This is a genomic window from Pseudonocardia adelaidensis (assembly GCF_039543345.1).
GTDB classification, from domain to species: domain Bacteria; phylum Actinomycetota; class Actinomycetes; order Mycobacteriales; family Pseudonocardiaceae; genus Pseudonocardia; species Pseudonocardia adelaidensis.
Window position 1 is genome coordinate 43,262 of record NZ_BAABJO010000040.1, and the last position, 25,320, is coordinate 68,581.

A 25,320-nucleotide genomic window follows, 5' to 3' on the forward strand; every position below is an offset into this window, starting at 1 on the left:
CACGACGCCCGGCGTCAGGAAAGTGGCTTTGCTGACATCTCGTCCCGAGTTCAGAGCAGGCCCAGGCCCTTGACCGCCTCGCGCTCCTCGACCAGCTCCGCGACGGAGGCGTCGATCTTGCCGCGGGAGAACTCGTCGATGTCCAGGCCCTGGACGGTCTCCCACTTCCCGTTCTTCGACGTCACCGGGAAGCTCGAGATGATGCCTTCGGCCACGCCGTAGGAGCCGTCGGAGGGGATGGCGGCGGAGGTCCAGTCGCCCTCGGCGGTGCCGTTCACCCAGTCGTAGACGTGGTCGATCGCCGCGTTGGCCGCCGACGCCGCCGACGACGCGCCGCGCGCCTCGATGATGGCGGCACCGCGCTTGGCGACCGTGGGGATGAAGTCGTCGCGCAGCCACGACTCGTCGACCTGCTCGGCGGCCGTCTTGCCGCCGACCTCGGCGTGGAAGAGGTCGGGGTACTGGGTGGCGGAGTGGTTGCCCCAGATCGTCATCCGGCGGATCTCGGTGACCGGCACGTCGAGCTTCTTGGCCAGCTGGGCGATCGCGCGGTTGTGGTCGAGCCGGGTCATGGCGGTGAACCGCTCCGCCGGCACGTCCGGCGCGGCCGACTGCGCGATCAGCGCGTTGGTGTTGGCCGGGTTGCCCACGACGAGGACGCGCACGTCGTCGGCCGCGTGGTCGTTGATGGCCTTGCCCTGCGGGGCGAAGATCCCTCCGTTGGCCTCGAGGAGGTCGCCGCGCTCCATCCCCTTGGTGCGCGGGCGGGCCCCGACGAGCAGGGCGACGTTGGTGCCGTCGAACGCGACGTTCGCGTCGTCGGTGATCGTGATGTCGTCCAGGAGCGGGAACGCGCAGTCGTCGAGCTCCATCGCCGTGCCCTCCGCGGCCTTGACCGCCTGCGGGATCTCCAGCAGGCGCAGCCGGACCGGCGTGTCGGGCCCGAGCAGCTGGCCGGACGCGATCCGGAACAGCAGCGCGTAGCCGATCTGGCCGGCGGCCCCGGTGACGGTGACGGTGACGGGGGAGGAGGTCGACGAAGACACGCGGGCAGGCTAGCCCTCCCGCCCGTTCCGCGCCGCGACGGGGACCACATGCGGACCCTCCGATCGATGGACCCGGATCACACCCCGCGCCGCCTAAGTTGTCCGGTATGACCGCCTCGCCGCCCGTCGACCCGGGCGCCGTCCCGACGGCCGCCCGCTCGCTCGCGCCCGACATCGCCCGCGGTTTCATGCTGCTGCTCATCGCGCTGGCCAACGTCCACCTCTGGGCCTACGGCCACCCGCTCGGGCCCCGGGGCTACCCGAGGGACCTCACGGTCGCCGACCAGGTGGTCACCCTGCTCCAGATGCTGCTCGTGGACGGGCGCGCCTACCCGCTGTTCGGCTTCCTGTTCGGGTACGGGATCGGGCAGCTCGCCCGCCGCCGCGCCGACGTCGGGATGCGGGTCGACGCCGTCACCCGGCTGGTCCGGCGCCGGGGCTGGTGGATGGTCCTGATCGGGTTCGTCCACGGGCTGCTGCTGTGGTCCGGTGACATCGTCGGGGCGTACGGGCTGATCGCCGTGGCGCTGGCGGTGGTGCTCGTGCGTGGCTCCGACCGGGCCCTGCTCGGTACGGCCGCCGTCGGCATCCTGCTGGCCGGGCTGTTCTACTCCGGTTCCGGCCTGACCCCGCCCGGCCCGCCGGCCGAGGCGCTCCTCCCCTCCACGACGGTGGCCGACCCGCTGGCCGCCGCCGCCGCGCGGTTCCCGGAATGGCTGGGGATCGGCGTCGTCCTCCAGGCGTTCTCGGTGTTCGCCGCGGTGGCCGTCGGCGCGTGGGCGGCGCGCCGCGGGCTGCTCGACGACCCCGGGCGCCATCGGCGGCTGCTGGTCCGGGTCGCGATCCCGGGGATCGCGATCGCCGTCGCCGGTGGCATGCCGTTCGCGCTGATGGCGGCGCAGATCTGGACCGAGCCCTCGACGGGCGCCCTGGTGCTCGGCGGCTTCCTGCACGGGATGGCGGGTTACGCGGGCGGCCTCGGGTACGCGGCGCTGTTCGGGCTGCTCGCGATCCGGCCGGCCCGCGGCACCGGCCCCGTCACCTCCGCGCTGCAGGCGTGCGGGCAGCGGTCGCTGTCGAGCTACCTCGCGCAGTCCGTCGCGTTCGCGGCGCTGCTGCCGGCCTGGACCTTCGGTCTCGGCGCGGGCGCGCACGTCTGGCAGACCGCGCTCTACGCGGTCGGCACCTGGTTGGTGGTCCTGCTGGTGGCCGCCTGGTCGGCCCGAACCGGCTACCGCGGCCCGGCGGAGCTCCTCCTGCGCCGCCTCACCTACGGCCCGCGCCGCACGTCGCAGCCCGCCGCGTCATCCGGTTAGGCGGTACGCGACAGCGGAGGGCGATGCGGCTACCGTCGCGCGGGTGGCCACCCCGCCCCAGGATCCGCGGCCCGGCGACGGTCGCCCGCCGTCGTGGGCGGGCGCTCCGGGATTCACACCGGGCGCCGACGACCTCCTGCCGCACGCCCCCATGCCCGGCGCGCCGCCGTACCCCGAGGCGCCGGAGCACGGCCCGCCGCCGGTGGGGAAGCGGCCGCGGCGGACCCGGTTCGGGACGGCGCTGGGGGCGGCGGCCGTCTGGGCGGCCGCGAACCTCGTCCTGGTCCTCGCCGTCGCCGGCGCTCCGCCCGGCGCCGCGGCACTCGGAGAGTTCGTCGGCGCGCTGGTCCTCCCCACCCTGCTGGCCGCGGTGCTGGTGTGGTCGATCGCCCGCCGCCGTGCGTGGGCGTTCTGGCTGCTCGTGCTCGTCGCAGCGCCCCTGTTCTGGGTGTTCCGCGCGATCTTCATGACCCTTCCGACGAGCTGACCCCGCCCTGGGCGGCGCGCACGGCGGCCGTCACCGCGCTCGCCGCCGCGCCGAGCGCCTCGGTGCTCCGCACCGCCCGGCACAGCACGAACGCACCCTCCAGGCTGGTGATCAGCACGATCGCCAGCCGGCGGGCGTCGGCAGGCGCGAACCCCCAGCGCCCGAACCGGGTGGCGCCGGACTCGACCCACGCGTCGAAGACCTCGGCGGTGGCGGCGCGCAACGTCTCGTCGGTGCTCGCGACCTCCAGCGCCACGGTCGCGATCGGGCACGCGTCGGCGTAGTCGGTGGCGACCAGGGTCTCGGCGGCCGCCGCGAACCCGGTCTCCACGGCGGTGACCGCGTCCGGGGCCTGGTCGAGGATCGCCTCGACGAGCTGCTGGTACGCCCGCCCGGACGTCCGGATCACCTCGGCGGCCAGCTGCTGCTTCCCGCCCGGGAAGAAGTGGTAGATCGACCCGAACGGCGCGCCCGCCTCCGTGACGATCTGCTTCAGGCCGGTGCTCGGGTACCCCTGGCGCCGGAACAGCTCGCTCGTCGTGGCGACGATCCGCTCCTTGGTCCCTGCCACCGCTCCTCCTTGCGATCCGGTCCCACCCACCCTAGCCTCGGATCAGTAGAGCGATCTATCAAGTCGCATGTCGAGCCTCGGAGGAGCGATGGCGGAGATCGAGCTGTCGGCCGGCGCCATCGAGTACGCCGACACCGGCGGGGGCGGCCCCGTCCTCGTGTTCCTGCACGGCGTCACGGTCGCGCCGTCGCAGTGGCGCCACGTCGTCGCCGAGCTCTCCGGCGAGTACCGGTGCGTGCTCCCGCACCTCCCGCTCGGATCGCACCCACGCCCGATGCGGCCGGACGCGGACCTGTCGCTGCCCGGGATGGCGATGCTGATCGGCGAGTTCCTGGAGAAGCTCGACCTGCGCGACGTCACGCTCGTGCAGAACGACTGGGGTGGTGCGCAGATCCTGGTCGCCCACGGCGGCGCCGAACGGGTGGCGCGGATGGTGCTCGTCGCCTGCGAGGCGTTCGACAACTACCCGCCGGGCATCCCGGGGCGCCTGCTCGTCCTGACCGCCCGCGTGCCGGGCGGACTCGCGCTGCTCACCCAGCTGCTGCGCTTCCGCGCCGTCCGGCGGGCGCCCGGCGGCTGGGGCTGGATGAGCAAGCGCCCCGTGCCCGACGGCGTCATGGACGAGTGGTTCCGGCCGGCGCGGGAGCAGGCCGCGGTGCGGCGGGATCTCGCGTCCTACGGCCGCAGCGTCCCGCCGCGCGAGGTGCTGCTGGACTGGGCCGAGCGAAACCGGTCGTTCACCGGGCCGGTGCTCGTCGTGTGGGCGGCCGAGGACCGGCTGATGCCCGCCGACCACGGCGCCCGGCTCGCCGCGCTCTACCCGCAGGGGAGGCTGGTGACGATCCCCGACAGCTACACGCTGGTGCCCGAGGACCAGCCCGCGGCGCTCACGGCTGCGATCCGCGCCTTCCTCACCGAGACGCGCGCCGTCGCGAGCTGATCACGCCGGTGTCGAAACCGGCGATGTGCAGCCCGCCGTGGAAGCGCGCGTGCTCCACCTTGAGACAGCGGTCCATCACGACCTCGAGCCCGCCCACCTCCGCGCGCCGCGCCACCTCCTCGTCGAACAGGCCGAACTGCAGCCAGAACGTCCGCACGCCCTCGACGGCCAGCACGTCGTCCAGGACGGACTGCAGGTCCTCGCGGCGGCGGAAGACGTCGACCAGGTCGGGCACCACCGGCAGGTCGGCCAGCCTCTTGTAGACGGGCCTGCCGAGGATCTCGGTGGCGTTCGGGTTGACGAAGTACACGTCGTAGTCGGTGCTCGAGAGCAGGTAGGTGGCCACGAAGTTGCTCGCGCGGGCCGGGTTCGGCGACGCGCCGACCATCGCGACGGTGCGGGTGGCCCGCAGGATCTGCTGCCGCCGGGTGGCCGACGGGTTCTCCCAGCTCATGAACCCTCCTTCGCCGCGGCGGCGAGCGCCTGGTCGAGGTCCCACAGGATGTCCTCGGGGTCTTCGAGCCCCACGCTGATCCGGATCAGGTCCGGCGGCACGTCCGCATCGCGGAGCTGGTCGTCGGTGAGCTGCTGGTGGGTGGTGGACCCCGGGTGGATCACGAGCGTACGCGCGTCGCCGATGTTGGCGAGGTGGCTGCACAGCTGCACCGACTCGATGAAGCGGGAACCCGCCTCGCGGCCGCCGACCACCCCGAACGAGAACACCGCGCCGGGCCCTTGCGGCAGGTAGCGGGCGGCGCGGTCGTGGTGGGGGTGGTCGGGCAGTCCGGCCCAGCGGACGTAGGAGACCCGTGGATCGGCGTCCAGCCACTCCGCGACGGCACGCGCGTTCGCGACGTGCGCCTCCATCCGCTGCGGCAGCGTCTCCACGCCCTGGATCAGCAGGAACGCGCTGTGCGGCGACAGCGAGGCGCCGATGTCGCGCAGCTGCTCGGCCCGCAGCTTGGTGAGGAAGCCGAACTCCTGGAAGTTGCCCCACCAGGTGAGCCCGCCGTAGGAGGGCACCGGCTCCGTCATCTGCGGGAACTTCCCGTTGCCCCAGGGGAAGCGGCCGGACTCGATCACGACCCCGCCCAGCGTCGTGCCGTGGCCGCCGAGGAACTTCGTGGCCGAGTGGATCACGATGTCGGCGCCGTGCTCGATCGGGCGGCACAGGTACGGGGTGGCGACCGTGGCGTCGACGATCAGCGGGATGCCCGCGGCGTGGGCGACGTCGGCGAGCGCGGCGATGTCGGCGACCTCGCCACCCGGGTTGGACACGACCTCGGTGAACAGCAGCTTCGTGCGGTCGGTGATCGCCGCGGCGAACGCGTCGGCGTCGCCGCCCGCGACGAACGTGGTGTCCACGCCGAACCGGCGCAGCGTCACGTCGAGCTGGGTGATCGTGCCGCCGTACAGCCCGGCGGCCGCGACGATGTGGTCCCCGGCGCCCGCGAGGCAGGCGAACGTGAGGAACTCCCCGGCCTGCCCGCTCGCCGTCGCGACCGCGCCCAGCCCGCCCTCCAGGCTCGCGAGCCGCTCCTCGAGCGCCGCGACGGTCGGGTTCGCGATCCGGCTGTAGATCAGCCCGTACTTCTGCAGCGCGAACAGGCTCGCGGCGTCGGTGGTGTCCTCGAACACGAAGCTCGTGGACTGGTAGATCGGCACCGCGCGGGCGCCGGTGGCGATGTCGGGGACGTGCCCGGCGTGCACCGCGCGGGTGCGGAAGCCCCAACTGCGATCCTGCTTGCTCATGCCGTCCATCCTGCGTCAGAGGTGCGCGCGGAAGATAGTGATCGTCGCGGCCGGCGGATGTGAGGCTGTTGTCGCAGGCGTGGGGGTCGGTGTGGTGTGCCGCGCCCTGAGCGGCCCGTGATCGCGCCGAGCAGTGCTTCCCGGTCAGGACCACAGCGGCGGCCCGCTGCTCGCGCCCACGACGCGGGGTGATCGCCGCGAGCGGTACGTCGGTGCGGAGACGGCAGCAGTGAGGCGCTGCTCGCGCCGATCGGTACGGCGATCCGGGGTGGTGATCTTCGAGGCCGCCGGCCGCTTCACCGTCGCGGCGGTGGGTCGTCGTCCGGGGTGATGACGGCCGGGGTGAACCAGCGGTCGTCGACGAAGGCGCCGGAGTCGTCGAGCAGGTAGTCGGGCCTGCGGCGTTCCCGCTCCGGAGCGGCCGTCCCACCGGAGGTGAGCGGTGGGTACAGGCCCCCGGTGGTGCCCGCCCGGGTCGCGGCAGGAGTCCCGGGGGTGGCGGATCGGGCGGCCAGCTCGCCGACGGGTCGGGCACCCGGCGGTTCTGGCGCGGGGGAGCGGGGCCCGGGAGACAGGGCCCGCTCCGGGACGGCTCCGCCGGGGGCGGGGAACCGCGTGCCCGGTGAGGACGGGCCCCGGGGGACCACCACATCGCGCCAGCTGGGCGGGGGACCCGGGCGGGCTGGGCCCGGGGCGACGGGGCGGGATCCGAGGCCCGGCTGCCCCGGCGCCCTCGTGCCCGGCACGACCGGAGGGCCGGGCGGTGGCGTGCCGTTCGCGGGCGGGACGCGGCCCTGGCCGGCGGGGACCGTGGGCGTGGCGAGCGGACCCGTCCCCGGCCGATCCCCGTGCGGTGGGCGCGCCTGAGCGACGACCGGCGACGGGAGGGGCGCCACCGGCACCTGGGCGGCCGGAGGCGCCGGCGGCGGGGCGCCACCTCCACCGCCCGGCGGCGCGCCGGCCGGGCCGGCAGGCGGGACCGCGCCCGGCCCAACCGGTGGGCCGCCGCCCGGAGGAGGTGGCGCGACGTCAGCGGGAGGCGTCGGTACGCCGGCGACACCCCCGGGCGCTCCCGGCCCGGCCGGGCCCGCATTGGCAACGTCGGTGACCACCGTGACCTGCGGTGGGAAGGGCGCGGCCACCCAGAACTGCCGGTTCCCCTCGGAGGTGTCCGTGTAGGTGTTCATCAGTTCGACGGCGCGGGCGGCCCTGTTGGCCGCGTCCTGTTCCACGGCCTGCAGGTCGTCGAGGCCGTGGAAGATGTACGTGGGGTCGGTCAGGGCGTCCCCGATCATCGCGTTGCGCTGCTCGGTGACCGGCTCCGGCATGTTCTCCCGCACGTAGCTCGCTTGCAGGCCCTGCCCCGTCACGGCCCCCGCGGTGAGCTTCGCGCTCCTCGCCGCATCCAGCGCCCACTGACCGAGCGGCGTCATCGCCGACCGCGTCGCGTCCGCGGCGCTGCCCTCCCACACGGCCTGCGACCCGGCCATCGCCGACGCGATCCGCTGGTCGATCCGCAGGATCAGCGCTTCCGTCTCCGTCCACGCATCCTCCGCAGGCTTCGAGACCGCCGCCCCCGGGCCCTGGTGCACGGCGGCGTAGATCTCGTCGTGGCTGAGGCCTTCCCAGCGGACGTCGCTCACGCCTGCCGGCCCAGGTCTCCGGCGATGTCGCCGTCGGTGCGGAGGTAGCTGTCCTCCATCACCTGGAGGCTGCCGCGGATCCGGATCAGCTCATCGGCGTAGGCGACCATCGCAGCATAGGGGCCATCGGCCGATTCCATGACGACGCTGTTGTAGTGCTGCTGAACCGAGCTGCTGACCGGGTCGCCGAGCCACGGCTCCGGGATGAATGCAGTACGACCGAGCCGTCGGACATGCGACCGTACTTCTGCAATCGCCTCGTCAAATACCGCTTTGACCGCCGGTAGCGCCTGCGGATCGACGCGGAGCGTGACGGCTGGCTGAGTTCCGGGCATAGGACCCCCTCGCTTCCCTGGCGGGGCGACCGTACGACTGCCACTCAGCCTGTCGGGTGCGAACGCTCGTGATCGTTCGCGATTGCGAACGTGGTTGCTCCAGGTCAGCGAATCCTCAGCAGAGTGTCGGTCACTGCGAGTGCCGCTCGCTCTGCGTCCTGGCAGAGCGAGTCCAGCGATGCTGCCGCTTGCGGGCCGTCAAGCCCGAAGCTGATATCAAGCACCTGACCCGGAGCGACGTCAACGACGATGGTGCAAAAGTCCGTATTGCGTGTTGCGATTGCGACGAGAGCAGGGAAGCTGCCGACCTCGATCGGCCGCACCTCAGCAAGCAGATTGCCCGACCGAAACAGATCAATGCCTGTTGTCGTCACGGTAGCTACGGTCAAGGAGACTGCGCGCGGCCGGAATCCACCGAACACGCACAACGGGATATCACTGCCGGGATACGGCGGCAGTGGGCCGACATCGAGACGGGGCTCGGCGTCCAACCCCAGCTCCGCCCGCTGCTGCTCGGTGAGGAGGGTGCAGGGGTCCACCCCGTCGATCCGGACTTCCCGCGGCCGCACCGGCGCCGACGGCGAGGGCGGAGCCGGCTCGGGCTGCCCGCTGATCGTGGTGCACCCCGCGAGGAGCAGCAGGATCAGGACCACCACCGCACCCCGCACCCCGGCCACCCGTGCACCGTAGCGGCCCGGTCACCCTCTGGTGACGGATCGCGCTGATCACTCGCTGATCATCCCGACCCGCGCTCGCGGCGCAGCCGCACCAGGCCCTCCTGGACGGTGGTGGCGACCAGTACTCCGTCCTCGGTGGTGAACCGGCCGGTCGCGAGCCCCCGGGAACCGGACGCGCTGGGGGAGTAGCAGGTGTAGAGCAGCCACTCGTCGGCGCGGAAGGGGCGGTGGAACCACATCGCGTGGTCGAGGCTCGCCATCTGCAGCCTCTCGGCGGGGACGTCGTGGCGGGCGACGACCGAGCCGAGCAGGGTCATGTCGCTCGCGTACGTGAGGAGGCAGACGTGCAGCAGGCGGTCGTCGGGGAGGGAGCCGTCGGCGCGCATCCAGACCCTGACGGGCGCGTCGGAGCCGCCGTGCCGGGCCGTCGACCACGCGGGTTCGTCGACGAACCGCATGTCGATAGGGCGTGGGGTGCGGGCGAGCCAGCCTGCGTCGTCGCCGCGGACGACCCGCTCGCCGATGCTGGGCAGGGTGTCGGGCGCGGGCACGTCCGACGGGGGTGGCTCGCTGTGCTCCAGCCCGTCCTCCTGCAGCTGGAACGACGCCGACAGCGAGAAGATCGCCTCCCCGTGCTGGATCGCGAGGACGCGCCGGGTGGTGAAGGAGCGGCCGTCCCGCACGCGCTCGGTCTCGTAGACGATCGGAACCCGGGGGTCGCCCGGGCGGACGAAGTAGGCGTGCAGGGAGTGCACGGCGCGGTCGTCCGGCACGGTGCGGCCTGCGGCGACCAGGGCCTGCCCCGCCACCTGGCCGCCGAAGACCCTGGTGGGGCGCTCGGGCGGGCTGACCCCGCGGAACAGGTTGACCTCCAGCTGTTCCAGGTCGAGCAGCCGGACCAGGCCGTCGAGCACGGCCTGGCCACGGGCCACGCCGTCGGCGTCGGTGTCGGGAACGGCGGGCGATCGCGTCACCGGCGCATCCTCTCAGGGCACACTCGGCATGTGGTCTGGGATCCCTTCGGCACGCTCGCCGCAACGCTCTGGATCACCGGCTCCCAGTGGGCGGGGAAGTCCACGGTGGCCCGCATCCTCGCCCGCCGGCACGGTCTCACCGCGTACCACTACGACTACCACGACGCCCGCGGCCACGAGGACCGGCGCATCGCCGACCGGGTGCGCCGCGGCGTGCGGCCGGAGGGGCCGGCCCCGGACGCGATGTGGGTCGACCCGTCGCCGGAGGAGATGGCCGCGACCACCCTCGCCGGCTTCCCGCAGCGCTTCTCATGGGCGCTGGACGATCTCCGCGGCCTCGTGTCCGGGCGGCCGCTGCTGGCCGAGGGCTGGGGGCTGCGCCCCGAGCTGGTGGCGCCGATCGTGCGGTCGACGATGCAGGTGGTGGTCATGGTTCCCACCGAGGAGTTCCGGCGCCGCCAGCTCGCGACGCTGGACCGGGCGGCCGCTCCGCCCGACGGCGTGCGCGACCCGGAGCGGGCGCGGCGCAACCGCGTGGAGCGTGACCGGCTGGTCGCGGCGGACGCGGTCCGGTCCGCCGCCGCGCTCGGCATCCGGGTGATCGAGGTCGACGGGTCGGTGCCGGCCGAGGGGCTCGCCGACCTGGTTGCCGACCACTTCGAGCTCCGCGGCGTGTGATCGCTCCGCTGGTGCGCCCGGCGGGCGACCACCCGTCAGGCGTGGTCCTCTTCGCCCAGGCGGTGGACGCGGATGAGGTTGGTGGAGCCGATGGTGCCGGGTGGCGAGCCGGCCACGATCACGACGAGGTCGCCGGGCTGGAAGCGCTCGATCGACAGCATCGCGTGGTCGACCTGGCGGACCATGGCGTCGGTGGACTCGACGTAGTCGACGAGGAAGGTCTCGACGCCCCAGCTCATGGCCAGCTGGCTGCGCACCTCGGGGGCCGGGGTGAACGCGAGCAACGGCAGCCGGGTGTGCAGCCGGGCGAGCCTGCGCACGGTGTCGCCGGACTGCGTGAACGCCACGAGCGCGCGGGCCGAGAGCCGCTCGCCGATGTCGCGCGCCGCGTAGGACAGCACGCCCCGTTTGGTGCGCGGCACGTGGTTGAGCGGCGGGACGTTGACCGGCCCGTCCTCGACGGCCTCGATGATCGTCGCCATCGTGCTCACGGACTTGATCGGGTAGCGGCCGACGCTGGTCTCGCCGGAGAGCATCACGCAGTCGGCGCCGTCGAGCACCGCGTTGGCGACGTCGGAGGTCTCCGCGCGGGTCGGCCGGGAGTTGGTGATCATCGAGTCGAGCATCTGCGTGGCGACGATGACCGGCTTGGCGTTCTCGCGCGCGATCTGGATGGCGCGCTTCTGCACCAGCGGCACGTGCTCGAGCGGAAGCTCCACGCCGAGGTCTCCGCGCGCGACCATCACGCCGTCGAAGGCGAGGACGATGGCCTCGAGGTTGTCGACCGCCTCCGGCTTCTCCAGCTTGGCGATCACGGGAAGCCGGGCACCCTTGCTGTCCATGATCTTGTGGACCATGTCGATGTCGGCCGGGCTGCGGACGAACGACAGCGCGACCGTGTCGACCCGCAGGTCCAGGGCGAACTCGAGATCGGAGCAGTCCTTGTCGGACATCGCCGGCACCGAGACGTTCATGCCGGGCAGCGAGATGCCCTTGTTGTCGCTCACCGGGCCGCCCTCGGTGACCCGGCAGACGACGTCGTTGCCCTCGACCTTCACGACGCGCAGCGCGACCTTGCCGTCGTCGACGAGCAGCCGGTCGTCCGTGCGAGCGTCGTTGGCGAGGCCGGTGTAGGTGGTGGAGACGCGGTCGTGGGTGCCGGCCACGTCGTCGACCGTGATCCGCACCTCCTCGCCGGTGAGCCACTCGACGGGCCCGGCGGCGAAGCGGCCCAGCCGGATCTTGGGGCCCTGCAGGTCGGCCATGATGCCCACGGCGTGGCCCTCGGCGTCGGCCGCGGCGCGGACCATCTCGTAGACCCGCTTGTGGTCGTCGCGGTTGCCGTGGCTGAAGTTCATGCGGGCGACGTCCATGCCGGCCTGCACGAGCTCGCGGATCCGGTCCGGCGTCGCCGTGGCGGGACCGATGGTGCAGACGATCTTGGTACGTCGGCTCACGCGGACGAGTCTAGCGCGGGAACTGAAACGATAAGGGTCGAGCCTCGGCTTCGATTCAGAAGGGAGACCTCGTCGATCAGTCCTCCGCGCCGGTCTCCGCGACGAGCCCGGCCGCCGCGACCCCGGCCACGGCCGCGGCCTCGTCGTTCAGCGAGGTGTCGCCGCTGATGCCGACGGCGCCGAGCAGCTGACCGTCCCCGTCCCGGACGAGCACGCCGCCGGGCACGGAGACGAGCTTGCCGCCGGAGAGGGCGACGAGCGTGGTGTACAGGTCGGGCGCGGACTCGGCGCGCGCGGCGAGCGTGCGGTTGTTCATGCCCATGCCGAGCAGGCCCCACGCCTTCGCCGTGGCGAGGTCGGGGCGGAGGTAGCCGGAACCGTCCTGCCTGCCGAGTGCGACGAGCGCGCCGCCCGGGTCGAGCACCGCCACCGTCAGGGGCTGGAAGCCCTGCTCGGTGCCGTGCTGCAGGGCGGCGCGCACGATGGTCTGGGCCTGGTCGAGAGTGATCGGCATGAGCCGATCCTGCCTCAGGACACTCGGGTCAGCCGCACCAGCGGGATCACGCGGTCGGTCTTCCGCTCGTAGTCGCCGAAGCCGGGGCTCTCGGCCACCACGCGCTTCCAGAACTCGTCGCGCTCGGGGCGGGGGAGCTCCTCGGCGAGCGCGGTGTAGCGCTCGGTGCCCACCTCGACCTCGATCTTCGGGTTGGCCTTGAGGTTGTGGAACCACCCCGGGTGGTTCGGCGCCCCTGCGGCGGAGGCAACGATCACCGTGTGGTCGTCGTCCTCCGGGAAGTGGGCCAGCGGCGTGACCCGCTCGGCCCCGGACTTCGCGCCGATGTGGTGGATGAGGATCATCCGTGCGCCCTCGAACATCCCGCCGACGCGGCCTTCGTTGGCGCGGAACTCCTCGATGATCTTGTCGTTCCAGTCGCTCATCTTCCCCTCACCCGAAGAGCAGGACCCCGGCCGCGACGATCACGGCCGCTGCGGCCGTCAACCAGAACAGCAGCACCCACATTCCCCGCGGGACCCACGTGAGGGAGCCGAGCATGTCCGCGTCCGACGCGCCGCGGCGGCGGCTGCGCTGCAGCTCGTGCACGGCGCGCAGGCCCCCGAACAACAGGAACCAGCACAGCGCCGCCGCGAACCCGTCCTGCAGCCGCGGCTGACCCCACCACGCGACGGCCCCGACGAGCGCCCCCGTGACCAGGACGGCGAACACGCCGTAGGCGTTGCGGACGTGCGCCAGCGTGGCCACGAGCAGCGCGATCGCGATCCACAGCATCAGCGCGGTGTGGTCGGCGGCCACCAGCAGGGCGCCCCCGACCCCGAGCAGCGACGGCGCCGGGTAGCCGCCGAGGAACGTGAACACCAGCCCCGGGCCGCGGCGGGCGCCGGTGGAGACGGTGAGGCCGGACGTGTCGGAGTGCAGCCGGATCCCGGTGAGGCCGCGCCCGGCGACCACCGCCACGAGCGCGTGGCCGCCCTCGTGGGCGATCGTCACGACGGTGCGCGTCCAGCGCCATGAGGCCGTCCAGCTCACGGCCACCAGCGCGAGCGCCGCGGCGAGCAGCACGGTGGGCCGCTCGTCGAGGAGCACCGTGACGGTGTCGACGACGCGCTGGACCGTCGCCGTTCCGTCACCCACACGAGCCAGTCTGGCACGGGTCCAGAATCGGCCTTGACCTTCCAGCCGCTGGAGACTCGAGGATCGGTTCATGGCCGAGGAACCCCTGCTGACGATCGGGCAGCTCGCGCGCCGCACGGGCGTGCCGGTGCGCACCATCCGGTTCTGGTCCGACGAGGGCGTGCTGCCCGAGACGGACCGGTCGTCCGGCAACTACCGCCGGTACGACGGCCGGGCGGTGGCACGGCTCGACCTCGTCCGCACGTTGCGCGAGCTCGGCATGGGTCTGGACGACGTCCGGCTCGTGCTCGAGCGCAGGCGCAGCGTCGAGGACGTGGCTGCCGCCCACGTGCAGGCCATCGACCACCAGATCCGCGTCCTGCGGACGCAGCGTGCCGTGTGCACGCTGCTCGCGCGGGGCGCTCCCTCCCCACGGAAGGCAGCACTCATGAACGACCTCGCACGGCTCTCCGCCGCCGAGCGCCAGCAGATGATCGACGAGTTCGTCGATTTCGTGTTTGATGACTCGACGTTCGCCGGCACCGACCCCGACGCCCCCGGCGCCCGGATCGCGAACAACATGCGGACGCTCCCGACCGAACTGCCCGACGAACCGACCACCGAGCAGGTGGAGGCCTGGGTGGAGCTCGCCGAGCTCGTGAACGATCCGGCGTTCCGCGCGCGGGCCCGGGAGATGGCCGTTGCCGGTGCGGAGTCCCGCGGCGACCAGCCGCAGTTCGACCCGGGGCCGATCGTCGAGCACGCCGGCGCCGCCGTCGCCGCCGGCATCGCGCCCGATTCGGCCGATGGCCAGGCCGTCCTCGCCCGGATCATCGACCCCGGCATGGACGCGACCGCCCGCGACCAGCTCGCCGACACGATCGACACCTTCACCGACCGGCGGGTCCACCGCTACTGGGACCTGCTCGGCATCCTGAACGGCTGGGGCCGCGCTCCGTCGCAGGTCGAGCCGTTCGAGTGGTTCATCGACGCGCTGCGCGCCCACGACTGACGCCCGAACGCACCGTGGAGCCATCATGCCCCGCAACGCCATCCCGGAACGCGACCTTGGAGCCGAGGTGGTGAACGGGGCGGATGGCTCCAAGGTGCGGCCGGTCAGTCCTTGCGGCCCGTCAACGCGAGCCCGGCGCCCATCATGATCAGGGATACGCCGCCGATGCCACCCATCCAGCGCAGCCTGCCGGGCGAGGTGGCGAGCCAGGTGCGTGCCGTGCCGGCCGCGAGGCCCCACGCGCTGTCCAGGGTGGCGGCGATGATCGCGAAGAGCAGCCCGAGCACCAGCATCTGGGTGGTCGCGCTGCCCGCCGCGGTGTCGACGAACTGCGGCAGCACGGCCGCGAAGAACACCAGCACCTTGGGGTTGGTGACCCCGACGACCACGCCCTGCAGGTACATCCGCCGGTCGGCGGCCGTCGTGGGCTCGCCGAGCCGGGCGATCAGGTCGCCGCGCTTGCGGATCGTCTGCACGCCGAGGTAGACGAGGTAGGCCGCGCCGACCAGCTTGAGCGTCGTGAAGATCGCGATGGACTGCGCCGCGATCGCGCCGAAGCCCAGAGCGACGACGATCACCACGAGCGAGGCGCCGGTGGTGTTGCCCGCGACGCTGGCAAGGGCCGCCCGCCTGCCGTGCGCCAGCGCGCGACCGACGATGAACAGGACGCTGGGGCCCGGAATGAGCACCAGGATGACGCCGGCGAGGGTGAACGTCAGCAGGGTCTCGACGGAAGGCACGAGGCGACGGTAGCGGCGCGGGCCTCGCACGTCGCGGGCATTCCGCTTCCGCGACGACCCTCAGGCCAGCTTCGCCACCGCGAACGACTCCGCCGCCAGCGTGAGCGCGGTCCCGTCGCCCTTCACCGGCTCCGACGCCAGCAGGATCCGCTCGATCGGCGCCTCCAGGTCGAGGGTGACCGGCTCGGGGCCCAAGTTGCAGGCAACCCGCAGCGTGCCTCGGTGCAGCACCACGGTGCGCGCCGTGTCGTCGCCCCCGACCCCCACGTCGTCGAGCCACGGATCGGACAGCTCCGGCCACTCCTTGCGCAGCGCGATCAGCTCCCGGTGCATCCGCAGCAGGGTGGCGTGCGGCTCCTGCGCGGGCTCGTCCCAGTCGAGCTTCGAGTCCTCGAACGTGCTCTCCGCGTTCGGGTCGGGGACCTCGGCCTCCCCCCAGCCGTGGTCGGCGAACTCCCGGCGCCGTCCCTCGCGCACGGCGTCGCGCAGCGCCTCGTCCGGGAAGTGGGAGAAGAACTGCCACGGGGTGCGGGCCCCCCACTCCTCGCCCATGAACAGCATGGGGGTGAACGGGGAGCAGAACACGAGCGCCGCGCCGCAGGCCAGCAGGCCGGGGGAGAGGATCTGGCTGAGGCGGTCCCCGGTGGCGCGGTTGCCGATCTGGTCGTGGTTCTGCAGGTAGGCGAGGAAGCGGTGGCCGGGGATGCGGCGGGTGTCCACCGGCGCGCCGTGGGTGCGCTCCCGGAAGCTCGACCACGTGCCCTCGTGGAAGAACGCGCGGGTGAACACGTGCGCGAGACCGGTGATCCCCGCGTCCGCGAAGTCGGCGTAGTAGCCCTGGGCCTCCCCGGTCAGCACCGCGTGCAGGCTGTGGTGGATGTCGTCGCACCACTGCGCGTGCAGCCCGTACCCGCCGCCCTCCCGCGCCGTGACGAGGCGCGGGTCGTTGAGGTCGGACTCCGCGATGAGCGAGAGCGGCCGGCCGACGTGCGCGGACAGCGCCTCCACCTCGACCGCCATCTGCTCCAGCAGGTGCATGGCGCGGCTGTCGTGCAGCGCGTGCACGGCGTCGAGCCGCAGCGCGTCGACGTGGAAGTCGCGCAGCCACATGAGCGCGTTGTCGATCGTGTACCGGCGCACCTCGTCCGAGTGCGGCCCGTCCAGGTTGAGCGACGGGCCCCAGATGTTGCTGCCGGCGAAGTACGGGCCGAAGCGGTCGAGGTAGGCGCCCGACGGGCCGAGGTGGTTGTAGACGACGTCGAGCGCCACACCGAGCCCGCGCGCGTGGCAGGCGTCGACGAACCGCTTGAAGGCGTCCGGCCCGCCGTAGTTCTCCGTGACCGCGTACCAGCCGACGCCGTCGTACCCCCAGTTGCGCGGCCCGTCGACCGCGTTGACCGGCAGCACCTCGACCATGTCGACGCCCAGCGCGACGAGGTGGTCGAGGCGCTCGACGGCCGCGTCGAAGGTGCCCTCGGGCGTGAACGTGCCGATGTGCAGCTCGTAGAGCACGCTCCCGGCGAGCTGGCGGCCCGTCCAGGCCCGGTCGGTCCAGAAGAAGGCCCGGTCGTCGTACACCCGGGACGCCCCGTGCACCCCGGTGGGCTGCCAGCGCGACCGCGGGTCCGGGAGCGGCTCCTCGTCGTCGTCGAGGAGAAAGGCGTAGGCGGTGCCGGGCGCCGCGTCCTCGACCGCGGCCTGCCACCAGCCGGCGGCATCGGGGGACATGTCGTGCGGGGTGCCGTCCACCAGCACCCGGACGCGCTGGCGCTGCGGCGCCCACACGGCGAAATCGGTCACGTCCGCCGATCCTGCCCGGCGCGCAGGCAACACGCCCGGTAGCGCGGTGTGACGCCGCCCATCGCCGCGGCGGGGCTGTCCCGGCGGCCGGCTACTCCATAGAGTGAGCTGCGTCTCGGACGAGGGGGAGGAGCGAGCATGGCACGAGTGCTGGTGCTGACGGGCGACGCCGCCGAGGAGCTCGACTCGATGTATCCGGTGTTCCGCCTGCGCGAGGGCGGCCACGAGGCGATCGTCGCGGCCCGCACCACCCGGGCGGTGAAGCTGGTGGTCCACGACTTCGAGCCCGACTGCGACGCCTACACCGAGAAGCCCGGCCACCAGCTCCCCGTGGACGTGGCGTTCGGCGACGTGGACCCCGAGGTCTACGACGCGCTCGTGATCCCGGGCGGCCGGGCCCCCGAGTACATCCGCGCGGACCCGGACGTGGCCCGCATCGTCCGGCACTTCTTCGACCGCGGGCTCCCGGTCGGCACGATCTGCCACGGCCCGCAGGTGCCTGCCGCGCTCGGGCTCCTGCGCGGGCGCACCACCGCCGCGTTCCCGCCGCTGAAGGCCGACATGGAGCAGGCAGGCGCCACCTTCGTCGACGGGCCGGACGTCGTGGACGGCGCGATGGTGTCCTGCCGCGGGTGGCCGGACCTGCCCGAATGGTCGCGCGCGTTCATGCAGGTGCTGGAGAAGGCGAGCGTTCCGGCCTGACCGGCGCTGCCGCTCTGGTGGTGGCACACCAACTGTTGTGCCGGCACACGAACTGCAGTTGGTGTGTGGGCGCCACGGTTGGTGTGTGACGGCACCGGGTGCCGCGGCCGCGCCGCGCACCGGCTCGCGTGGTGGCACCCGAACTGCCGTCGCGGCCCGGCGCTACGCCGGGCGGACCAGGAGCGCGACCGGGTAGCGGGACAGGGCGTCCGCCATCCTCGGTGCGGCGCCTTCCACGGCGGTGTCGGTGATGACGTCGTGCCAGTCGCTGGTGCCTTCGGGCAGCGGGAGCACGGTGTCGCCCCAGCCGCCCCGTTCCGCGAGGCCCACCGGCAGGCGCGTCGCCACCGCCACGAGCGATGCCGAGCGGGCGAACGCCACGGCGTGCCGGGCGGCGACGCCCTGCGCGGGCACGGGGCGGTAGCCGGTGAACACCTCGGGCCGGTAGCGGCGCAGCCGTAGCGCGCTCGCCGTGACCAGGAGCTTCGCGGCGCCCTCGGTGTCGACCTCCGGCAGCCAGCCGTCGTCGAGCCGGGCGAGCAGCTCGCGGCGCTCGGCCCAGTCGACCGGCCGGCGGTTGTCCGGGTCGACGAGGGAGTACTCGAAGAGCTCGGTGCCCTGGTAGACGTCGGGCGCGCCGGGCCCGGCGAGCTGCAGCAGCTTCTGCCCGAGCGAGTTGGACCGGCCCGGCGCCGCGATGCGGGCGACGAACTCCTCGATCTCGGCCACGAGCCCGGCGTCGGCGAGCACCTGCGCGGGCCAGGCGGCGATCGCCTCGTCGACCTCGGCCACCGGCTCGACATGGCTCGTGACGAGCTTGGCCTCCTTGGCCGCCTTCGTCAGGTAGCCGGACATCCGCTCGGCCGGGATCGGCCACGCGCCCACCAGGTTCTGCCACGCGAGCAGCTCCAGCGACCGGTCGGGCAGCGGGTGCGCGGCCGACCACCGGCGCATCCGCCGTGCCCACTCACCCGGGATCTCGGCGAGGACGGCGAGGCGGGCGCGGACGTCCTCGGAGCGCTTGGTGTCGTGCGTCGACAGCGTGGTCATCGTCGCCGGCCAGGACGCCTCCCGCGCGGCCATGGCGCGGTGGAACTCCTGCGGGGACACCCCGAACCGGGACGGGTCACCGCCCACCTCGTTGAGCGCGACGAAGCGGTTCCACCGGTAGAACGCGGTGTCCTCGACGCCCTTCGCCATCACCATCCCGGACGTCTGTTGCAGGCGGCTGGCGAGCTCGCCCGCGGGGTCGGCGAGCATGGCGGCGCGGATCTCGCCGAGCACGTCGGCGAGGTCGGGCCGGTGGGTGCGGGCCACGGTGACGGCGGTCTCGAGCGCCTCCCGCCCCTCCGGGAGGTAGCTGCGGTAGACGGGGAAGCCGCACAGCAGCTCGGCGACCGCGGCCTCCACCCGCTCCCGCCCTGCAGCAAGGTGGCTTTGCTCCAGGTGAACCGGAGCAAAGCCACCTTGCTGCGGTTCGGAGGCCGGGACCAGCCCCGCGATCCGCCGCACCTCCGCGACCAGGATCGTGTCGGCCACCTCCCGCCGGGCCGCGTGCTCCGCCGCATGCGCCGACTCCTTGCGGCCCGTGTGCTCGGCGGCGAACTGGGTGAGCACGCCCGCCCCGTCCGGGTCGACGAACACGCCCTGGATCTCGCGCAGCGCCTCGTAGCCGGACGTGCCGTTGACCGGCCAGGACGCCGGCAGCTCCTCGCCGACGCCGAGGATCTTCTCGACCAGCAGCCAGCGGTCAGGGCCGATCGCGGCCCGCAGCCGCCGCACGTAGCCGCCGGGGTCGGACAGGCCGTCGGGGTGGTCGACGCGGAGGCCGTCGATGTCGCCCGCCTCGACCCAGCGCAGGATCTCGCGGTGGGTCTTCTCGAAGATCTCGGGCAGTTCCACGCGCACGGCCGCGAGCGTGGACACGTCGAAGAAGCGGCGGTAGGTCAGCTCCGCGGCGCCGCGCTTCCAGGAGACGAGCCGGTAGTGCTGGCGCTCGTGCACCTCCTGGGCGGTGCCGGTGTCGCCGGTGCCCGGGGCCACCGGGAACGCGCGCTCGTAGTACCGCAGCTGGGTGCGGTCGTCGGAGAGGGCGAGCTCGGAGAGCGCCTTCTCCTCGTCGGCGTCGAGGACGGGCAGCAGCAGCGGCCCCGCGTCCCAGTCGATGTCGAACGTGGCCGCGTGCTGCGACGCCCGCCCGTGCGCGAGCACGTCCCACCACCACGGGTTGACCTGGGGGACGTCGACGCCCACATGGTTGGGCACGATGTCCAGCACGAACCCCATGCCGTGCTCGCGCACCGCCGCGACCAGCGCCCTGCGGCCCTCCTCGCCGCCCCGCTCGGCCGAGACCCGGGTGGGGTCCACGACGTCGTACCCGTGGTTCGAGCCGGCACCGGACTCGAGGATCGGCGACGCGTACAGCGCGCCGACCCCGAGGGCGTCGAGGTACGGGAGCAGCTCGACGGCGTCGGCGAACGTGGTGTCCTTCGACAGCTGCAGGCGGTAGGTCGAGCTGGGTGCGGGGGAGTGGAACCGGTTCACGCGCCCGTCCTGGTGTGCTGCAGGACCACGACCGAACGCGCGGGCACCCGGTGCACGCCGCCACCCGCCACGGTGGGCGGTTCCGCGGCCACCACGCCGGGCGCCGTGGAGAGGGTGAGCACGTCGCCGGAGGCGGTGTCGACCACCACCGCCCACTGCGCGCCGTACTCCGGCCCGGGGAGCGTGACGTCGATGTCCTCGTAGTGGGCGTTGAGGCAGAGCAGGAACGAGTCGTCGACGACGGGCTCGCCGCGCGTGTCGGCCTCGGCGATGCCCTGGCCATTGAGGAACACGGTGACGCACTTGCCGAAGCCGGAGTCCCAGTCCTGCTCGGTCATCTCCACGCCCGACGGCGTGAACCAGGCGATGTCGGCCAGCGCCCCCGCCTTGCGCCTGCCCTTCGGGCGGCCCTCGAAGAACTTCCGCCTCCGGAACACCGGGTGGGCGTTGCGCAGCGCCGTGACGCCGGCCGTGAAGTGCACCAGCGGCGCGTTCTTCGTGGCGAGCGACCAGTCGACCCAGGACGTCTCGTTGTCCTGGCAGTACACGTTGTTGTTGCCGCCCTGGCTGCGGCCGAGCTCGTCGCCGTGCAGCAGCATCGGCACGCCCTGGGACAGCATCAGGGTGGTGATGAAGTTGCGCTGCTGGCGGGCCCGCAGCGCGAGCACCGCCTCGTCGTCGGTGGGCCCCTCCACGCCGCAGTTCCAGGAGCGGTTGTGGCTCTCGCCGTCGCCCCCGCCCTCCAGGTTGGCCTCGTTGTGCTTGTCGTTGTACGACACGAGGTCGGCGAGGGTGAACCCGTCGTGCGCCGTGACGAAGTTGATCGACGCGTAGGGGCGGCGGCCGTCGTCCTGGTAGAGATCGGAGCTGCCGGTGATGCGGGAGGCGAACTCCCCGAGCGTGCCCGGCTCGCCCCGCCAGAAGTCGCGGACGGTGTCGCGGTACTTGCCGTTCCACTCCGTCCACAGCGGCGGGAAGTTGCCGACCTGGTAGCCACCCGGTCCGACGTCCCACGGCTCGGCGATGAGCTTGACCTGGCTGATCACCGGGTCCTGCTGCACGAGGTCGAAGAACACCGACAGGCGGTCGACGTCGTAGAACTCGCGGGCGAGCGTGGAGGCGAGGTCGAACCGGAAGCCGTCCACGTGCATCTCGGTGACCCAGTACCGCAGCGAGTCCATGATCAGCTGCAGGGTGTGCGGGTTGCGCACGTTCAGCGAGTTGCCGGTGCCGGTGTAGTCCATGTAGTAGCGCGGGTCGTCCTCGACGAGGCGGTAGTAGGCGCTGTTGTCGATGCCGCGCAGCGAGAGCGTCGGGCCGAGGTGGTTGCCCTCCGCGGTGTGGTTGTAGACGACGTCGAGGATCACCTCGATACCCGCGTCGTGCAGGTCCCGGACCATCGCCTTGAACTCCTGCACCTGGTTGCCCGTGCGGCCGGACGACGTCGCGTAGGCGTGGTGCGGGGCCAGGAAGGCGACCGTGTTGTAGCCCCAGTAGTTGGCGAGGCCCTTCTCCTGCAGGTGGTGGTCGTTCAGGAACTCGTGCACCGGCATGAGCTCCACGGCCGTGATGCCGAGGGTCCTCAGGTGCTCGATCATCACCGGGTGGGCGAGCCCGGTGTAGGTGCCGCGCAGCTCCGGCGGGATCTCCGGGTGGTTGATCGTGAGGCCGCGGACGTGGGCCTCGTAGATCACGGTCTCGTGGTACGGGGTGCGCGGGGACCGGTCGGTTCCCCAGTCGAAGAACGGGTTGACCACCACCGACTTCGGCACGAACGGCGCGGAGTCGGTGTCGTTGCGCCCTTCGGGCTGCCCGAACGGGTAGCCGAACACCGCCTCGTCCCACACGACCGGGCCGTCGAGCGCCTTGGTGTACGGGTCGATCAGCAGCTTGCTCGAGTTGCAGCGCAGGCCCTGCGCGGGGTCGTAGGGCCCGTACACCCGGTAGCCGTAGCGCTGGCCCGGCTCGATGCCGGGCAGGTACCCGTGGTGAACGAAGCCGTCGACCTCAGCCAGCGGCACGCGGGTCTCCTTGCCCCGGGCGGTGAACAGGCAGAGCTCGACCTTCTCCGCGACCTCCGAGAAGATCGCGAAGTTGGTGCCGGACCCGTCGTAGGTGGCACCCAGGGGGTAGGAGTGACCCGGCCACGGGCGCATCGGTTCCTCCGGCGTCTCGGGAATGACCGCCAGAGGTTACCCGGGCCACCCGATCCGGTACCGGGTCACGGGGGCCGGGTTCCGGCGGTCAGGCGAGGCGCGCCGGGAAGCCCCCGGTGGCCACCGGACTCCACCGCTCCGGCGTGATCCTGATCAACGCCTTGCCCTGCTCCCGCATCGCGCGCCGGTACTCGTCCCAGTCCGGGTGCTCCCCGGAGATGGACCGGAAGTACTCGACGAGCGGCTCCACCGCGTCGGGCAGCGTCAGCAGCTCGGCGTCGCCGTCGACCTGCACCCACGCGCCGCCGAAGTCGTCCGACAGGACGATGACCGAGGCCTTCCCGTGCCGCGCCACGTTCATCGCCTTCGCCCGCTCCGGGTAGGTGGCGACCACGATGCGGCCTTCCGCGTCGACGCCAGCGGTGACCGGCGAGCCCTGCCAGCCGCCGTCCTTGCGCGGCGTGAGCAGCACCATCTTGTGCCGACAACGCATGAAGTCGATCAACGAGTCGCGATCGACGCGGGTATTGGTGGCAATGGTCCGGGCCATGGCCTCCGAGCGTACTGCGGACGTCGATACCCTTCTGCACTGTGAGCGAGCTTGCGAGCGAACGAGTGACACAGCGCCCGCGCGAAGCGCCGGCCGAGCGCAGCGAGGCCGAGCGTTGAGCACCCTCTTCACCCGGATCATCGACGGCGAACTCCCCGGACGATTCGTCTGGTCCGACGACCGTGCGGTCGGATTCCTGTCGATCAACCCGCTCGGTCCCGGCCATACGCTCGTGGTGCCCCGCGCGGAGGTCGACCACTGGGTCGACGCCGAGCCCGGCCTGCTGGCGCACCTCACGTCCGTGGCCCAGGCGGTGGGCGCGGCCGTGCGCGAGGTCTGGCAGCCGCCCCGCGTCGGCCTGATCGTCGCCGGCTTCGAGGTGCCCCACCTGCACGTCCACGTGTTCCCCGCATGGGACATGGCCGCATTCGACTTCGCCAACGCGGCGCCCTCGGTGGAGGCGCAGGAGCAGGAGGCGCAGGCGGAGAAGCTGCGGTCCGCCCTGCGCGCCGCGGGCCACGGCGACGCCGTCCCCGCCTGACACCTCCCCGGATCGCGCACGAGCGACGTGCCTTCGTGGTCATGTCGACGCCATGTGTGCCCGCCGGCCGGGCGAGACGCATCACGTCGATCTCGCACCGACCGGCCTGTCGCTCTCCGTGACACGAAGGGGCTCCCTTACCGCGCCGGGGTGGCGCAGCGGGTGACGGAGCGGAGGCATTGTTGCGACGAGTGGGCGACACCAGGCAGCATGCCGATCGGGAGCACGCAGCGCGCATGATCATTTACAGTGGGTAGGCCGAACGCACCAGCCGGCACAGGTCGAGAGGGGCGCGACCGCATGGCGGGTAACGGGCTCGGCGCGGTCTTCCGCGTCCCCGAGTTCCGGGTGCTGTGGGCCGCCGAGCTGTTCTCGATCGCGGGCGACCAGCTCGCGCGGGTCGCGCTGGCCGTGCTCGTGTACGGCCGAACCGGCTCCGCCCTGTGGGCGGCCGTCGCCTACGCACTGACGTTCCTGCCGGCGCTGCTCGGCGGTGTGCTGCTGTCCGGGCTGGCCGACCGCTACCGGCGCCGTGAGGTCATGATCGTCGCGGACGTCGCGCGCGCGGTGCTCGTCGCCGCGATGGCGATCCCGGACCTGCCGCTGTGGGCGCTCTGCGCCCTCCTCGTCGTCGTCGTGCTGCTCGGCTCGCCCCACACCGCGGCCCAGCTCGCGCTCTACCCCGAGGTCCTCCGCGGCGAGCTCTACGAGCGCGGCCTCGCGGTCCGCCAGATCACGAGCCAGGCGGCGCAGCTGGTCGGCTTCGCCACCGGCGGCCTGCTCGTGGCCGCCGTGAGCTCTGGCGTCGCGCTGCTGGGCAACGCCGTGTCGTTCGCCCTGTCGGCCGTGGTCGTCCGCATCGGCGTGGCCGACCGCGCGGCGCCCGTCCCCGTGCACGAGTCCGACCACGCCGTCGGCGGGCTGCGCGGCGTCGCCGCCGGGCTCGTCGAGATCGCGACCGACCGGCGGCGCCGCGCGCTCGTGGTGCTCGCGTGGCTCGTCGGCTGGTACGTGGTGCCCGAGGCGCTCGCCGCCCCGTACGCCGACGGGCTCGGCGCGGGCCCCGCCGTCGTCGGGCTGCTCATGGCGGCCGACCCCTTGGGCAGCGTGCTCGGCGCATGGCTGTTCGTGCGCTTCGTGCCGGCCGCGACGAGGACGCGGCTCATCGGCGTACTGGCCGTTGCGGCCGGCGTGCCACTGGCGCTCTGCATCCTGCGCCCGGGCGTCCCGCTCACCCTCCTCCTGTGGGCGGCGTCCGGGATGCTCTCGACCGCGTACCTGCTGCAGACGCAGGCGAGCTTCGTCCGTGCCACGCCGGACGGGGGTCGCGGGCGCGCGATCGGGGTCGCGGCGTCCGGGATCATCGCAGCGCAGGGCGCCGCGGTGCTCCTCGGAGGCCTGCTCTCCGACGCGACCGATCCCGCTACCGCTGTTGCCTGCGCCGGCGTCCTCGGGGCGGTGTTGTCCGCCGGCGGCGCCGTGGCCTGGCATCGAGCCGATCCTGGCGTCGACGCCGACGCCGAGGCCGAGGCCGCGGTCCTGAACCGCGGCTGAGCCGCCAGCTGCGATGACGCCTCGGCGTCACCAGTTCTTGCCGCGCATGGGGGTTCCTTTCTGTGGGTGGTGTGTGGTGGGTGGTGGGTCACCAGTTCTTGCCGCGCATGGGGGTTCCTTTCTGTGGGTGGTGTGTGGTGGGTGGTGGGTCACCAGTTCTTGCCGCGCATGGGGGTTCCTTTCTGTGGGTGGTGTGTGGTGGGTGGTGGGTCACC

25 protein-coding genes are annotated in these 25,320 nt (G+C 72.8%); 8 read left to right on the top strand and 17 right to left on the bottom strand.

All coding sequences use genetic code 11. From position 1 onward, the window contains the following. Positions 1–50: 50 nt before the first annotated feature. Positions 51–1,046, bottom strand: a complete 996-nt coding sequence (locus tag ABEA81_RS36240) for a malate dehydrogenase (protein ID WP_345611581.1) — start codon at positions 1,044–1,046, stop codon at positions 51–53. Between the two features lie 107 nt (positions 1,047–1,153). Between ABEA81_RS36240 and ABEA81_RS36245 the strand changes: the two genes are divergently transcribed. Further along, complete coding sequence (locus tag ABEA81_RS36245) at positions 1,154–2,362, top strand: DUF418 domain-containing protein (protein ID WP_345611583.1); 1,209 nt, start codon at positions 1,154–1,156, stop codon at positions 2,360–2,362. 43 nt (positions 2,363–2,405) lie between these two features. After that, positions 2,406–2,849, top strand: coding sequence for a hypothetical protein (locus tag ABEA81_RS36250; protein WP_345611585.1), 444 nt, complete (start codon positions 2,406–2,408; stop codon positions 2,847–2,849). Here ABEA81_RS36250 and ABEA81_RS36255 read toward each other — a convergent pair. Beyond that, positions 2,827–3,420 carry a TetR/AcrR family transcriptional regulator gene (locus ABEA81_RS36255; protein WP_345611587.1) on the bottom strand — a complete coding sequence of 198 codons (594 nt, stop codon included), beginning with the start codon at positions 3,418–3,420 and terminating at the stop codon, positions 2,827–2,829. The two genes, ABEA81_RS36250 and ABEA81_RS36255, sit on opposite strands and share 23 nt — an antisense overlap. A gap of 88 nt (positions 3,421–3,508) precedes the next feature. Here ABEA81_RS36255 and ABEA81_RS36260 point away from each other — a divergent pair, with 88 nt between their 5' ends. Next, positions 3,509–4,360 carry an alpha/beta fold hydrolase gene (locus ABEA81_RS36260; protein WP_345611589.1) on the top strand — a complete coding sequence of 284 codons (852 nt, stop codon included), beginning with the start codon at positions 3,509–3,511 and terminating at the stop codon, positions 4,358–4,360. Here ABEA81_RS36260 and ABEA81_RS36265 read toward each other — a convergent pair. From ABEA81_RS36265 to ABEA81_RS36290, 6 genes are all read right to left on the bottom strand, one after another. Continuing rightward, on the bottom strand, positions 4,332–4,814 hold the full coding sequence (locus ABEA81_RS36265; protein WP_345611591.1) for a CoA-binding protein: 483 nt from the start codon (positions 4,812–4,814) through the stop codon (positions 4,332–4,334). The genes ABEA81_RS36260 and ABEA81_RS36265 overlap by 29 nt on opposite strands. After that, positions 4,811–6,112, bottom strand: coding sequence for an O-acetylhomoserine aminocarboxypropyltransferase/cysteine synthase family protein (locus ABEA81_RS36270; protein ID WP_425570803.1), 1,302 nt, complete (start codon positions 6,110–6,112; stop codon positions 4,811–4,813). Before ABEA81_RS36270 ends, ABEA81_RS36265 begins: the two co-directional genes overlap by 4 nt. 296 nt (positions 6,113–6,408) lie before the next feature. Continuing rightward, entirely contained in the window at positions 6,409–7,755 is a 1,347-nt protein-coding gene (locus tag ABEA81_RS36275) for a PPE domain-containing protein (protein WP_345611594.1), read from the bottom strand. Then, entirely contained in the window at positions 7,752–8,090 is a 339-nt protein-coding gene (locus tag ABEA81_RS36280) for a hypothetical protein (protein WP_345611596.1), read from the bottom strand. The genes ABEA81_RS36275 and ABEA81_RS36280 overlap by 4 nt, the downstream gene beginning before the upstream one ends. 104 nt (positions 8,091–8,194) lie before the next feature. After that, on the bottom strand, positions 8,195–8,767 hold the full coding sequence (locus ABEA81_RS36285; RefSeq protein WP_345611598.1) for a DUF3558 domain-containing protein: 573 nt from the start codon (positions 8,765–8,767) through the stop codon (positions 8,195–8,197). Between the two features lie 59 nt (positions 8,768–8,826). Then, entirely contained in the window at positions 8,827–9,741 is a 915-nt protein-coding gene (locus ABEA81_RS36290) for an acyl-CoA thioesterase (protein ID WP_345611600.1), read from the bottom strand. Positions 9,742–9,771: 30 nt separating this feature from the next. Here ABEA81_RS36290 and ABEA81_RS36295 point away from each other — a divergent pair, with 30 nt between their 5' ends. Next, complete coding sequence (locus tag ABEA81_RS36295) at positions 9,772–10,419, top strand: hypothetical protein (protein ID WP_345611602.1); 648 nt, start codon at positions 9,772–9,774, stop codon at positions 10,417–10,419. Positions 10,420–10,454: 35 nt separating this feature from the next. Here the strand turns inward: ABEA81_RS36295 and pyk are convergent, their stop codons facing one another. The 4 genes from pyk to ABEA81_RS36315 form a co-directional block, all read right to left on the bottom strand. Then, a complete protein-coding gene (pyk, locus tag ABEA81_RS36300) occupies positions 10,455–11,876 on the bottom strand; it encodes a pyruvate kinase (protein ID WP_345611604.1) in 1,422 nt (473 codons plus the stop codon). A 76-nt stretch (positions 11,877–11,952) separates the two neighbouring features. Then, positions 11,953–12,390 (bottom strand): GlcG/HbpS family heme-binding protein, encoded by a 438-nt coding sequence (locus ABEA81_RS36305; RefSeq protein WP_345611606.1) that lies wholly within the window; start codon positions 12,388–12,390, stop codon positions 11,953–11,955. Positions 12,391–12,404: 14 nt separating this feature from the next. Next, on the bottom strand, positions 12,405–12,815 hold the full coding sequence (locus ABEA81_RS36310; RefSeq protein WP_345611608.1) for a nitroreductase family deazaflavin-dependent oxidoreductase: 411 nt from the start codon (positions 12,813–12,815) through the stop codon (positions 12,405–12,407). A gap of 7 nt (positions 12,816–12,822) precedes the next feature. After that, entirely contained in the window at positions 12,823–13,527 is a 705-nt protein-coding gene (locus ABEA81_RS36315) for a M50 family metallopeptidase (protein WP_345611610.1), read from the bottom strand. Positions 13,528–13,597: 70 nt separating this feature from the next. On the opposite strand from ABEA81_RS36315, the gene ABEA81_RS36320 reads away from it, so the two are divergent. Next, positions 13,598–14,518 (top strand): helix-turn-helix domain-containing protein, encoded by a 921-nt coding sequence (locus ABEA81_RS36320; RefSeq protein WP_345611612.1) that lies wholly within the window; start codon positions 13,598–13,600, stop codon positions 14,516–14,518. Between the two features lie 104 nt (positions 14,519–14,622). On the opposite strand, the gene ABEA81_RS36325 is transcribed toward ABEA81_RS36320, so the two are convergent. Next, complete coding sequence (locus ABEA81_RS36325) at positions 14,623–15,258, bottom strand: LysE family translocator (protein WP_345611614.1); 636 nt, start codon at positions 15,256–15,258, stop codon at positions 14,623–14,625. A gap of 60 nt (positions 15,259–15,318) precedes the next feature. Beyond that, a complete protein-coding gene (gene treZ / locus ABEA81_RS36330) occupies positions 15,319–17,058 on the bottom strand; it encodes a malto-oligosyltrehalose trehalohydrolase (RefSeq protein WP_345611615.1) in 1,740 nt (579 codons plus the stop codon). Between the two features lie 138 nt (positions 17,059–17,196). Between treZ and ABEA81_RS36335 the strand changes: the two genes are divergently transcribed. After that, a complete protein-coding gene (locus ABEA81_RS36335; protein ID WP_345611617.1) occupies positions 17,197–17,760 on the top strand; it encodes a DJ-1/PfpI family protein in 564 nt (187 codons plus the stop codon). Between the two features lie 162 nt (positions 17,761–17,922). On the opposite strand, the gene treY is transcribed toward ABEA81_RS36335, so the two are convergent. The 3 genes from treY to ABEA81_RS36350 all read right to left on the bottom strand — a co-directional run bounded on the left by treY (position 17,923) and on the right by ABEA81_RS36350 (position 23,010). Further along, a complete protein-coding gene (gene treY, locus ABEA81_RS36340; RefSeq protein WP_345611618.1) occupies positions 17,923–20,304 on the bottom strand; it encodes a malto-oligosyltrehalose synthase in 2,382 nt (793 codons plus the stop codon). Further along, the gene (glgX, locus tag ABEA81_RS36345; RefSeq protein ID WP_345611619.1) at positions 20,301–22,460 is read right to left on the bottom strand and encodes a glycogen debranching protein GlgX; all 2,160 of its coding nucleotides are present in this window, start codon (positions 22,458–22,460) and stop codon (positions 20,301–20,303) included. Before glgX ends, treY begins: the two co-directional genes overlap by 4 nt. Before the next feature lie 88 nt (positions 22,461–22,548). Beyond that, positions 22,549–23,010 (bottom strand): PPOX class F420-dependent oxidoreductase, encoded by a 462-nt coding sequence (locus ABEA81_RS36350; RefSeq protein ID WP_345611621.1) that lies wholly within the window; start codon positions 23,008–23,010, stop codon positions 22,549–22,551. A 115-nt stretch (positions 23,011–23,125) separates the two neighbouring features. On the opposite strand from ABEA81_RS36350, the gene ABEA81_RS36355 reads away from it, so the two are divergent. Together ABEA81_RS36355 and ABEA81_RS36360 are read left to right on the top strand one after the other, a co-directional pair. After that, positions 23,126–23,551, top strand: a complete 426-nt coding sequence (locus ABEA81_RS36355) for an HIT family protein (RefSeq protein ID WP_345611622.1) — start codon at positions 23,126–23,128, stop codon at positions 23,549–23,551. A gap of 300 nt (positions 23,552–23,851) precedes the next feature. Further along, on the top strand, positions 23,852–25,105 hold the full coding sequence (locus ABEA81_RS36360; RefSeq protein ID WP_345611624.1) for an MFS transporter: 1,254 nt from the start codon (positions 23,852–23,854) through the stop codon (positions 25,103–25,105). Positions 25,106–25,320 lie beyond the last annotated feature (215 nt).

Bases quoted from the DNA above. Each gene is read 5' to 3' on its own strand.
- ABEA81_RS36245 (WP_345611583.1), top strand. From the start codon at position 1,154: ATGACCGCCTCGCCGCCCGTCGACCCGGGCGCCGTCCCGACGGCCGCC.
- ABEA81_RS36260 (WP_345611589.1), top strand. From the start codon at position 3,509: ATGGCGGAGATCGAGCTGTCGGCCGGCGCCATCGAGTACGCCGACACC.
- ABEA81_RS36265 (WP_345611591.1), bottom strand. From the start codon at position 4,814: ATGAGCTGGGAGAACCCGTCGGCCACCCGGCGGCAGCAGATCCTGCGG.
- ABEA81_RS36270 (WP_425570803.1), bottom strand. From the start codon at position 6,112: ATGAGCAAGCAGGATCGCAGTTGGGGCTTCCGCACCCGCGCGGTGCAC.
- ABEA81_RS36280 (WP_345611596.1), bottom strand. From the start codon at position 8,090: ATGCCCGGAACTCAGCCAGCCGTCACGCTCCGCGTCGATCCGCAGGCG.
- ABEA81_RS36305 (WP_345611606.1), bottom strand. From the start codon at position 12,390: ATGCCGATCACTCTCGACCAGGCCCAGACCATCGTGCGCGCCGCCCTG.
- ABEA81_RS36310 (WP_345611608.1), bottom strand. From the start codon at position 12,815: ATGAGCGACTGGAACGACAAGATCATCGAGGAGTTCCGCGCCAACGAA.
- ABEA81_RS36320 (WP_345611612.1), top strand. From the start codon at position 13,598: ATGGCCGAGGAACCCCTGCTGACGATCGGGCAGCTCGCGCGCCGCACG.
- ABEA81_RS36335 (WP_345611617.1), top strand. From the start codon at position 17,197: ATGGCACGAGTGCTGGTGCTGACGGGCGACGCCGCCGAGGAGCTCGAC.
- glgX (WP_345611619.1), bottom strand. From the start codon at position 22,460: ATGCGCCCGTGGCCGGGTCACTCCTACCCCCTGGGTGCCACCTACGAC.
- ABEA81_RS36350 (WP_345611621.1), bottom strand. From the start codon at position 23,010: ATGGCCCGGACCATTGCCACCAATACCCGCGTCGATCGCGACTCGTTG.
- ABEA81_RS36360 (WP_345611624.1), top strand. From the start codon at position 23,852: ATGGCGGGTAACGGGCTCGGCGCGGTCTTCCGCGTCCCCGAGTTCCGG.